The organism is Anoxybacteroides rupiense (assembly GCF_014196195.1).
Lineage (GTDB): Bacteria > Bacillota > Bacilli > Bacillales > Anoxybacillaceae > Anoxybacteroides > Anoxybacteroides rupiense.
On sequence record NZ_JACIDF010000001.1, the window covers coordinates 733,596 to 744,774 of the forward strand.

The 11,179-nt window shown below is 43.0% G+C and carries 12 protein-coding genes and 1 riboswitch; all 12 genes read right to left on the reverse strand.

What is annotated here, in order from left to right; all coding sequences use genetic code 11:
- Nucleotides 1-30 precede the first annotated feature (30 nt).
- Nucleotides 31-231 carry a hypothetical protein gene (locus tag GGQ95_RS03475; RefSeq protein WP_183186328.1) on the reverse strand — a complete coding sequence of 67 codons (201 nt, stop codon included), beginning with the start codon at nt 229-231 and terminating at the stop codon, nt 31-33.
- A 91-nt stretch (nt 232-322) separates the two neighbouring features.
- The gene (locus tag GGQ95_RS03480) at nt 323-2,503 is read right to left on the reverse strand and encodes a malate synthase G (protein ID WP_183186329.1); all 2,181 of its coding nucleotides are present in this window, start codon (nt 2,501-2,503) and stop codon (nt 323-325) included.
- Nucleotides 2,504-2,657: 154 nt separating this feature from the next.
- Nucleotides 2,658-4,103, reverse strand: a complete 1,446-nt coding sequence (locus GGQ95_RS03485) for an FAD-binding oxidoreductase (RefSeq protein WP_183186330.1) — start codon at nt 4,101-4,103, stop codon at nt 2,658-2,660.
- Complete coding sequence (locus GGQ95_RS03490) at nt 4,094-5,461, reverse strand: (Fe-S)-binding protein (RefSeq protein WP_183186331.1); 1,368 nt, start codon at nt 5,459-5,461, stop codon at nt 4,094-4,096. Before GGQ95_RS03490 ends, GGQ95_RS03485 begins: the two co-directional genes overlap by 10 nt.
- A gap of 1 nt (nt 5,462) precedes the next feature.
- A complete protein-coding gene (locus GGQ95_RS03495; RefSeq protein ID WP_183186332.1) occupies nt 5,463-6,788 on the reverse strand; it encodes an FAD-binding oxidoreductase in 1,326 nt (441 codons plus the stop codon).
- A gap of 331 nt (nt 6,789-7,119) precedes the next feature.
- Nucleotides 7,120-8,007 carry a diacylglycerol/lipid kinase family protein gene (locus tag GGQ95_RS03500; RefSeq protein ID WP_221211963.1) on the reverse strand — a complete coding sequence of 296 codons (888 nt, stop codon included), beginning with the start codon at nt 8,005-8,007 and terminating at the stop codon, nt 7,120-7,122.
- Nucleotides 8,008-8,227: 220 nt separating this feature from the next.
- Entirely contained in the window at nt 8,228-8,380 is a 153-nt protein-coding gene (locus GGQ95_RS03505; RefSeq protein WP_156487517.1) for a hypothetical protein, read from the reverse strand.
- 31 nt (nt 8,381-8,411) lie between these two features.
- Entirely contained in the window at nt 8,412-8,756 is a 345-nt protein-coding gene (locus GGQ95_RS03510; protein ID WP_244963552.1) for a hypothetical protein, read from the reverse strand.
- 49 nt (nt 8,757-8,805) lie between these two features.
- Nucleotides 8,806-8,911, reverse strand: a riboswitch (SAM riboswitch).
- 143 nt (nt 8,912-9,054) lie between these two features.
- Entirely contained in the window at nt 9,055-9,978 is a 924-nt protein-coding gene (locus tag GGQ95_RS03515) for an AraC family transcriptional regulator (RefSeq protein WP_183186333.1), read from the reverse strand.
- 39 nt (nt 9,979-10,017) lie between these two features.
- Complete coding sequence (locus GGQ95_RS03520) at nt 10,018-10,368, reverse strand: hypothetical protein (protein WP_183186334.1); 351 nt, start codon at nt 10,366-10,368, stop codon at nt 10,018-10,020.
- A gap of 105 nt (nt 10,369-10,473) precedes the next feature.
- Nucleotides 10,474-10,866, reverse strand: coding sequence for a hypothetical protein (locus tag GGQ95_RS03525; RefSeq protein ID WP_044741807.1), 393 nt, complete (start codon nt 10,864-10,866; stop codon nt 10,474-10,476).
- 16 nt (nt 10,867-10,882) lie between these two features.
- The coding region (locus GGQ95_RS03530) for a hypothetical protein (RefSeq protein ID WP_221211964.1) at nt 10,883-11,179 on the reverse strand (297 nt) is incomplete at its 5' end.

Genomic DNA, 11,179 nt, shown 5'->3' on the forward strand with positions numbered 1-11,179 from the left:
TTTTCGCCAATCAACTGTGTGATAAAAGAGCTAAATCACACCTTTTTCCAACCTGTTTTTATGAAAAGAATGTCTGACTCTCGAACGATTCTGAAAATCATTCAACCATGATTCAGCGATCAGCCATTTCCCTTCTGCCGCTGATAGCACATTATATAGTGATAAACAACTCCCGATTGGCCATCCATTGGCGGCGGCTTCTGCAACGTTTAAATCAAGTGAAAAAATCACGGAACAACTTCCCCATCCTTGTTCACCGTATCACGTAGATGAAAGGGCATCCTAAATAAATAGAATGCCCTCATTGTTCCTTGTAGGTCTCCTACTGTTTTACCGCAAACTTCGCCTTGGCTTCTAAGCGGCGGCGATGCAAAATTGGTTCCGTGTAACCGTTCGGCTGCTCATAGCCTTTGAAAATAAGGTCGCAGGCCGCTTGGAAGGCGACAGAATGATCATAGTCTTCTGCCATTGGCCGATAAGCAGGATCTCCAGCGTTTTGCTCATCGACGACCTTCGCCATGCGTTTTAATGTCTCGAGCACTTGTTCTTTCGTGCAAATTCCGTGATGAAGCCAGTTGGCGATATGCTGACTTGAAATTCTTAAGGTCGCCCGGTCTTCCATCAGCCCAATGTTATGAATATCAGGAACTTTCGAGCAGCCAATTCCTTGTTCCACCCAACGGACAACATATCCAAGAATGCCTTGAGCGTTATTATCTAGTTCTTGTTGAATTTCTTCCGGAGTCCAGTTAGGATCGACGGCCACTGGAATTTGTAAAATATCATCGCGGAAATCTTTCAACTCTTTGCTTAATTCATTTTGTGCCTTGGTTACATTGATTTGGTGATAGTGGAGAGCATGCAAGACCGCTGCCGTTGGAGAAGGTACCCACGCTGTATTGGCGCCTGCCTGAAGCTGACTGCCTTTTTGCTTCAGCATTTCCGCCATCATATCCGGCATGGCCCACATTCCTTTGCCGATTTGCGCCCGACCTTGCAAACCAGCAGCAAGCCCAATGCTTACATTTGATTTCTCATAAGCTTGCAGCCATGCTGATGTTTTCATATCGTTTTTGCGAATCATCGGCCCCGCTTCCATTGAAGTATGGATTTCATCCCCCGTACGATCTAAGAAACCAGTATTAATAAACACGATGCGGTCTCTTACTTGATAAATGCAGTTTTTCAAGTTCAGCGTTGTGCGGCGTTCCTCGTCCATGACACCAATTTTGATGGTATTTCGCTCGAGGCCCAGCATATCTTCCACACGGTCAAATAATTCATTCGCAAAAGCCACTTCTTCTGAACCGTGCATTTTCGGCTTCACAATGTAGATCGAACCCTTTGCGGAATTTTTATAGCGGCCATTGCCTAACAGAGAATGTTTCGCAATTAAACTAGTCACAACCGCATCCAAAACCCCTTCATAAATTTCCTGGCCATTCGGATCTAATACGGTATTATTCGTCATCAGATGGCCAACATTGCGAATGAACATGAGCGAACGTCCCCGCAATACCAATTCTTCTCCATTTGGCTTTGTGTAAATCCGGTCAGGATGGAGCGTGCGCGTTATCGTTTGATTGCCTTTTGCAAATGTGGCTGTCAAATCTCCTTTCATTAAACCTAATAAATTGCGGTATACAAGGACTTTGTCCTCCGCATCGACGGCGGCAACAGAATCTTCTCCGTCCATAATCGTCGTCAACGCTGCTTCCAATAAAATATCTTTCACACCCGCCGCATCGGTTTTGCCGACAGGATGATGGCGATCGATTTGGATTTCAATATGCAAGCCGTTATTTTTCAGCAAGATAGCCGATGGCTCTTCCGGATCTCCTTGATAGCCGACCCATTTTTCCTCATCTTGCAGGTTTGTCGTCTTGCCATCCTTGGTGAAAACAGATAATTTTCCATCAAGGACCGCGTACTTGACGGCATCTTTATGGGAGTAACCGTTTAACGGCGCCGCTTCATCGAGGAATTGCTTAGCATAGGCAATCACTTTCTCGCCGCGGACAGGATTGTAATGAGCGCCACGTTCCGCGCCGTCCTCTTCACTGATTACATCCGTTCCGTAAAGAGCGTCATAGAGACTCCCCCAGCGCGCGTTCGCTGCGTTCAGCGCATAACGGGCGTTGCTGACAGGGACAACTAGCTGTGGTCCAGCCTGTAGAGCGATTTCATCATCTACTCCTTCAGTTGTGATTTGAAAATCTTCTACTTCTGGTTCTAAATAGCCAATTTCCTCTAAAAATGATTTATATTGATGAAAATCAAAATTTTCTCTATGCTGGCGATGCCATTCATGAAGTTTTTCTTGAATTTCATCACGCCGGGCAAGCAACTCTTTATTTTTCGGCGTCAAATCGTTTACTAGCCTTTCTAAATCCGCCCAAAACTGTTCGTTTTCAACTCCGCTTTCGGGCAAAACCTCTTGGTTGATAAACTCATAGAAAAGGCGGGCAACTTGAAGATTTCCTACTTTTACATAGTCTTGCATACAACCACTTCCCCCATTTCATCCTCATCGATTTTTTAAAAGTACTTCCTTCCTCATACAGAGAGTTTCTGTTTGTTATTACGAAACGTCGTTTCTTAATTTATTAAAAAAATAATAGCATAAAGTTGCAGGTGCTTCAATAATTTTCAAAAAATTATTTCATTTTCTCATTTCTTTTCACTTCGACACAACGCCCTGGTGTCGGAAATAACTTTCCAGCATTTAATAAGTTTTTCGGATTGAATACGTCACGAATATTGGTTTGTGCGGCAATTTCTTCGTCGCTGAAAATGAAACGCATTTCTTCTCGTTTTTCAATGCCCACTCCATGCTCGCCGGTGATCGATCCGCCAGCATCGGCACAAGCTTGCAGACATTCGCTTCCAGCCGCCAATGCCATTTCTGTTTCCCCTGGTTTCCTCGAATCAAAAAGGACAAGTGGATGAAGATTTCCGTCCCCAGCATGGAAAATATTCGCGATTCGCAATCCATATTTTTCGCTTATTTGTCTGATTCGTTCTAGCACTTCCGGCAGCTTGCTCCGCGGAATCACCCCGTCTTGCACTAAGTAGTCCGGAGAAATCGCTCCCATCGCCCCAAATCCCGTTTTTCGATTCGCCCACCATCTTTCCCGTTCCTTCTCATCTTGGGCTACTTTCACTTCACGAACATTTCGGCTTCGGCATACCTTTAATATTTCTTGAATCTGTTCATCGATGCCAGCAGAAATACCATCTACTTCAATAAGCAAAAGCGCTTCAATATCTTTCGGATGCCCTACTGGAAACGCCGCTGCTTCCACCCCCTCAATCGCTGTTTTATCCATCATTTCAAGGGCAGCGGGAACAATTCCGGCGGAAATGATATCAGACACGGCTTGGCTGGCATCGGAAACTTTATCAAAATACGCCAGCACCGTTTGTTTCGCTTCAGGATTTTTTAAAATGCGAACGGTGATTTTCGTTACAATTCCTAACGTGCCTTCCGATCCTGTCAATATTCCAAGCAAATCATATCCAGGCGGATCAAGAACTCCGTTTGTGCTTATTTCAATCATTTCCCCATTTGGCAAAACAACTTCCAGCCCCAAAATATGGTTTGTCGTCACGCCATATTTTAAGCAGTGGGCTCCCCCGGCATTTTCAGCAACGTTCCCACCGATCGTACAACAATATTGGCTTGATGGATCAGGAGCATAATAATAGCCTTTATCAGCAATCGAATGGGTCAGCTTCAGATTTATAAAGCCCGGCTCGACCACCGCACGTCGATTTTCGAGGTCGACCGATACAAGCCGCTTCATTTTGGTTAAGCTAATGATCACCTCGCCATTTAACGGAATCGCTCCGCCGCTTAATCCCGTTCCTGCACCGCGGGCAAGAAAGGGCAAATCATACTCATGGCAATATTTCACAATCTTCGCAACTTCCTCTGCGCTATTGGGAAACACGACTGCCCTCGGTAAATGGCGATGAATCGTAAAACCATCACAGTCATATGCAAGCAAATCTTCTTTTTTATAGAGAATCGCTGAAGTACCAACGATTTTCGCAAGATTTTCGATATGTGTATCCTTTATTTGCCCACCTTTTATCGCCATGATTCTCCCACCTTTTGTTGATCCTCTTTTTGATATGCCCAATCAAGCAACTGAACGGTATGCACAATTTTTTGGTTTCTTCCGTATTTCAGCACTCCCATCGCCATTTGCAGCATACAGCCGGGATTCCCCATCGAAATCATTTCGACCTCTTCAGGAACATGCTCCATTTTACTTTTTAGGACAGCTCCTGCCATTTCCGGATGAGTGATATTGTAAATGCCGGCACTTCCACAGCAACGGTCGGCATTCGGCATATGCACCATTTCCACCCCGGGAATGCTAAGAAGAATGTCGCGCGGCTCCCGGCGTATCCCTTGACCATGCGCTAAGTGGCATGCATCATGATACGTAATCCTTGTTTTGATTTCTGCTTTTGGCTTTTCATACCCTGTATCATAAAGATATTTAGAAATATCTTGTACCTTCGCAGCAAACCGTTCTGCTTTTTCACGCCACTCTTGATCTTCACGAAATAATTCTGGATATTCTTTCAACATGCAGCCGCAGCCTGCTGCATTCACAATGACTGTATCGGCATCTTTAAACGCTTCGATATTCTGCTTCGCCAGCTTTCTTCCTGTTTCGCGGTCGCCGGCATGAACATGCAGCGCTCCACAACACGTTTGATTTTGTGGGATTGTCACATTATTTCCATTGCGGGTTAATACACGAATCGTCGCTTCATTTATATCACTGAACATCACATCCATGACACATCCAGTTAAAAGGGCAACTGTCCGCTTCGTTTCCCCTTTCGCTTGAATCATGCCGGCCTGTTTGTATTTTTGGCGAACCGGCTGTTTGACTTTCGGTAAAATCGCTTCCATTTCCACTAAATGCTCCGGCATCATATGAATCAGCCGCGTCTTACGCGCCATCTTTTGCAACCCGCTCGTTTGGTAAAACTTCAACAACCTCCCTAATAAATGCAAGCGATTCGCATGCGGAAATACCCCCTCAAGAAAAAATTTGCTTACCGCTCCTTTCCATCCGGTCAATGGCATCGCTTGACGAATTTGTCCGCGCGCCTCTTCGATCAACCCTCCGACATCGACATCAGCAGGACAAGCGGTCGTACACGCTCGGCAATCAAGGCAAGCAAAAACCGGATCGGCAAACGCTTCATTCACTTCCAGCTTTCCTTCGGCAACCGATTTAATCAGATGGACGCGCCCGCGCGGAGAATGCTGTTCTTGACCCGTTTGTTCATAAGTTGGACAGGATTCCAAGCACATGCCGCAATGAACACAATCGGCCCATTTGCTTTCATCAGGAGGGTCATTCCAAAGATAATTCCCCAAGCTCGCCTCTGTACATGCCGGTGCTTGTTTTACATCGCTCTCTCTTACACTCACATTATATCCCTCCTACAAATCGTCCATGATTAAGGGTAGAATGGGGGTCTATTTTTGTTTTAATACCTTCTAATAGGAAGAAATAAGACGGTTTTTCGCCCCAAACCTCTACTTTTTGCCGAAGCGCCAATGGCAAATGTTTCACAATCACGTATCCGCCAAGCGGGATCACAAACTGACGAAGCCGCTCAATGGCAGCAACAACCTCTTCGCCCGTCCCTTTGATATATATTTGACATAGTCCATGCCCAAGACCGCCATGCGCCTCAACAGCTATATTCATAGCGTCTTGTAAAATATGACTTGCTTTTATGACTTGAAGAGCATCGAGATTGACAACGCCGATTTTCAAAGCAGCCTCTATTTCGTTGCTGCTTCCGCTTTCCCTCCCATTCGGAGCGATGGTGTAAAATTGTTTCCAAAATGCTCGCGCTTCTTTTAATGGTAAAATCGTTATATTTGTTTTTGCTGGCTGAATGCGCTTGACAAAATTCTCCTGGTAATGGACAGCGCTTTCGACATCTTCAAAGCTGATCGCTACTGTATAAGCATGATTCCCTGTTAACCGCTCCGATAAAGAAGGGCTTAACAATTCCAGGGATGTCGGTTCCATCAACGAATCTAGCAATTCCACAGCAAAAGCGCGTATTTCTTCCATCTTTCCTTCTTGAAAGGATAATAGAATAAGGCTTTCATATTTCGGAAGCGGGCGAAGCTTCAACGTTACTTCCGATATCACTCCGAGCGTCCCCATAGAACCGATAAACAGCTTGTTCATATCATAGCCAGCCACATTTTTAACCACTTTGCCGCCCGAGCGGATAATCGTTCCATTCGGGTAAACAATTCTCATTCCAATGACGCTGTCGCGAGCAGAACCATAACGAAATCGTTTCGGACCGCTGTCGTTCGCTGCAATCACTCCACCAATCGTGGCATATTCTGGCCATATCGGATCTAACGCGATCGTTTGGTTATATTCGGCTAAATATTCCTGCAAAGATTGAAATGGTGTCCCGGCTTTAACCGTTAATGTCATGTCACCAACGTTATGCTCGACAACTCCTTTATATTCCGCCAGTGAAAGCAAAAGATCGGCGACTTCCGTTCCCCCGCCAAATCCTCTCTTCGTTCCGCCGCCGGCAATCGTTACTTTTTTTCCATGGTTGTCTGCATACATTAAAACATTGGAAATCTCCTCTTCCGACTGCGGACAAACGGTGACCCGACCGCTATTTCCCAACGGATGTCCCACATCTTCTTCTACTTGAACGTGGCTGTCGCGCAAAATCGCCTTTAATTCTGATAAAAATTCTGTGGCGAGCAATCCTCACACCCCTCATTGTTTCGTAATAAGAAACATTGTTTCTATAATTTTGTGCAACGAATCCTTTAAGCATCATCACTGAAATGTATACTACTTACCATTTATTTAATCATTTTTTCCACTATTTTTCAATTAATTTTTAGAATTTATAAAATAGTATAAATATATCATTTCCCCAGTGCTGATATGATCTAGTATGCTACTAAAAAACAGAATGATCTTCCTGCTTCTTCTCTCGAACAAGAAACGCCAGTGAACCTATTCATTTGCCCACAAAGCGTTCCTTAGATGAAAATAAATGGCTTGAACAGCTTTTTTGCCTGCGGGAGGGTCACATAATTAGCAACGCCTCCTTCTGAATCGTTACATTCACTGGAGTTTTCGTGAGAATCTCGCCATCGCTTTGGACAATTATCGGCGGTTCAGCGATAATTTCTACCTGTTTTCCTTTGATCATGGTGACACTTGGATGTGAAACATGCTTTCCTTTATACGCTTTTGGAAACGTGTGTAACAGCTCCCATTTTGTGACGCTATGTACGATACAAATGTCAAAAAGTCCGTCATCGTAACAAGCATCCGGACATATTTTAATCCCTCCGCCGTAATTCGGAGTATTAGCAATGGCAATGAACCATACATTTGAAAAAGATTGAACCTCCCCGTCAATTTTTAATTGAATGCGGACGGGACGATATTGGAATAAAGCATGCAAAACGCTCAATCCATAGGAAAGATCGCCTAACCTAACGAGATTTAATAAATCTTTATATTTAGCGGTATTGTTGATTTCGGCCACTTTGCCGTCAAATCCGATTCCCGTTACAGTCATGCAGTATTCTTCGCCAATTTTTCCAACGTCCATTTTTCTTTTCTTTCCTCTTAAAATACGTTCCAACGCCCTTTTATAGTCCATCGGTATATCAAGAGCCCTTGCTAAATCATTTCCTGACCCTGCCGGAATAATCCCTAAAGGTATATTCGAATGAATGAGCCCGTTTGCCACATCGTGGATTGTGCCATCGCCGCCAACGGCGACAACCGCATTGCATGCTTTAGAAGAAAACTCCTTCACTATTTCTACCGCATGTTTTGGACGTTCTGTAAAACGAACTTGATAATTTACCTGCTTCTCTTGAAGCAGCTTTTCAACCTTTTTCCAAACTTTCAGCCCTTTTCCGTTTCCCGAGATTTTATTAACAACAAAATAATAGATCATATCGATCGTTCCCTCTAATCAAAGATCGTAACATGAAAATCCCAAACAAGGTCCCGCTTTACATCGGGACGCTTGTTTTTCTCTTTTTACTTTACCGATTTGAGAATTCCGGCCATTTGCTGCTCGTGCCGAAGAAAAAATAAAGGCCCTACCGTTTTTCCTCATGAGCGGTACTCTAAGCGATGGCAACCGTCCTTTTTTCTTGTTTTATTCCCTCTCGCTAAGGTAAGGTTTCGAAGGGATCAATGAGCATAGCGACATGCCATTTAGGAGACAAGAACCGCCCATTTCGCTGAGTCAATCTCATTCCGCTGACATTTGTTTCCATGTCTTTTCCTCGAATACCGGCATGCTCATCTATTTCGACTTCCATAGCTCCCTCTCCTTTTTCTTTTCTAACGTTTTTAATCAATCTGCCCGACCGGCAGCCCTTGCTCTCTTAGCTCCCGCCAAATGTAACGATCGAGCGCATAGGGCTCTTCTGCTTTGAACACTTCCACTTCCGCCAACGTAAGTAACAGTTGAAACGGTTTTCCAAATGCTTGCCCATACAATAGAAAAAAGTTCGTATGGTGATCAATGTAAAAAATCGCTGTAGAATCCCATTGACGAAGCTGACGTTTTACACCGCTGGCAACATGTAAAGCGAATGAAGCAGCTTTCATATGGCACGCCATGTACCTGCGGATCGTTTCGCTCATCATTCTCGCCCCTTTCTCAATAAGGATGGTCACAAACGGCTCTGCCAAAATAAAAAGCTCTTTCCGCCATGAATGACGCGAAAAGAGCTTGAAGCCGTCCTTATCATTCAAAGCGAAGCGCTTTGCGGGTAGGAGCACCTTGCGTCAAGCGCAGGTTGCTGTGAAGTCATTGAGCCCGATCTCTCGTTCACTCTTGATAAGACTTATTCAGTTATTCCTATGCTACCATTATTTTATGGAAATGACAACCATTTTTTAATTTCCAAAAACTAAGATTCATAACATCGAAATAACAAGGACTTCTTCATTACGATCGACCATCGTCGCCAGATCATTCGTCCTATTCCTAGCCCCCGCTAGATGATCCCCTTTCTTTTATAGGGACATATAAATGAACTTTACACTTTCCTTCCGGATCTGTTTCTGGATTATTCATACAAAATTCCAGGCACGGCCTATCATCCGCATCATACTCACTATTTGGCAACCACTGTCCAAATAAACTTTGATACGCAATCGCTAATTTATCAATCGTATCGTAAAACTGATATAAGGCATATAATCCGCCAGGTATTGTTTTATATTGAATATCGGGATCTTCATCTCCCTTGAAACCGGTCGGCAGCGTCACACACGCATCATAGCGGCAAGCAAATTCTTCTACAACAAGAGGATCATCCAATGAGATGCCAATAAAATCGTGCTCTGGCGGATACAATCCGTTTCGGTTTGCCCATTCGTTTAATTGATTCCATGCATAATACGTTTCTAAATAGCTACCCACATGCCTAATAAAAGCCACTTCATAGTCAGGAAGCTCTTTAATCGTTATATTCATGCTCCATATTCTCCTTAATAAATGATGGTTAGCGTAAGTATAACGTATCGGAGCAGACCATTCTTCTTGATTCTTGCTTATATCTAATGAAATATTGCGATTTTGATGTTTTTTTCTTACGTCACTGGGAACCATGTGAAAATGTTGTTTAAAAGCAGCATTAAAATTTGAAACGGAGCCAAAACCACAGAGATTGGAGATTTCCAAGATAGATTTAGTCGTTTCAGTTAAGTAATACACCGACTTTTGCAGACGAATTTTTTTCACATAAGACATCGGTGTCATTCCAACAATCGAAGTGAAGATACGATTAAAATGATATTTCGAAAAATGGGAAACGTTGGCTAATGTATCAAGATGAATAGGCTCGTCATAATGATCATGAATATACTTGACGGCTCTTTCAATTCTTTCATAATAATCCCTTCTCATTTCATTGCCTCCTAATATTCGCTGAACCCTACTCTTTCACTAATAGTATCGCATGGGAGCTATCACGATTTTCCCTCGTTCTTCAGCGGCAACTCTAACACCATTATGTTTGTAAATAATTCTAATTGCACTGTTTCTAATGACTGTTCTTGAAGTGCCGTTCTTCATTACATCTTCAACAACATTTGTCGGAATCCCTCCCGTTTGATGCCCTCTTGCATATCCTATTGGCTGTCCAGCCACGGCCGCATTTTCCGAAACCGACAACACTTTGCCCCACGGGTCATAGCTGTAATTCGCGACCGTTGTTCCATTTTCATCGACCATCCGCACGACATCGCCGCGGTAGTTGATGACATAATAGAACGGATCGCCGTTTTGGTTCGTCACCGTATTTGGTTTCCTGTTCGCCCATACCGTTTAGTCGTTATCGCCATCATATCTTCAAAAACAAATATGATGGTTATCATCGCGATAACCACCAAAAAATTCAATCTAATTATACATTTCTTTTTTTATCTTTAGAAATAATTCTATTTCTTCTGGCTCTTGCTCACTTAATCCATCAAAATGCTTCTCGGAATGCACTAATTCATCATACCCCCAGATTGCAGAAATCCCTTCCTCGTCATATCCATAAAACTTGTAATACCATGTTTCAGGTATTTTATTTTCAATAACTTCAAATAATTCTGCCGGATACCAATAAGGAGTTTCGTAATCGTCAAATAAAAGATATCTTAACCCATCTTCATAAAATAATATTCCATAGACATTATAATCTCTATTAACTTCTATTCCGTTATAGGTGGTTTTTTGATTATAACCTTCTCTTACCTTTCTTGGACTAAATAAATAGCCATCATCTGTAATACATCTAACCTTCAAACATTATTCACTCCTATCACTTAAATTTAAAGTCATCAAATTTTCCCGTTTTGATATTGTAATTAAAGTGAATATTGATATTTCCTTTGGAAGTCTTAATAATTCTTTGCATTTTTACCCATCCTTCTGAACCCAGCCATCTTTTATCATTCATTTTACTTCTTGGAACTACCTCCCTAGCTCCAGCAAGTGGATTTGATAATACTTCCTTCATGGCTAACTGTTCTTCAAGGCTGTTAGGGGTTGTTCTTCCTGTTGAACCTCTACCTAATGATTTCTTTTTTAGTAGACTATTGAGGTTTCCAGTACCCTT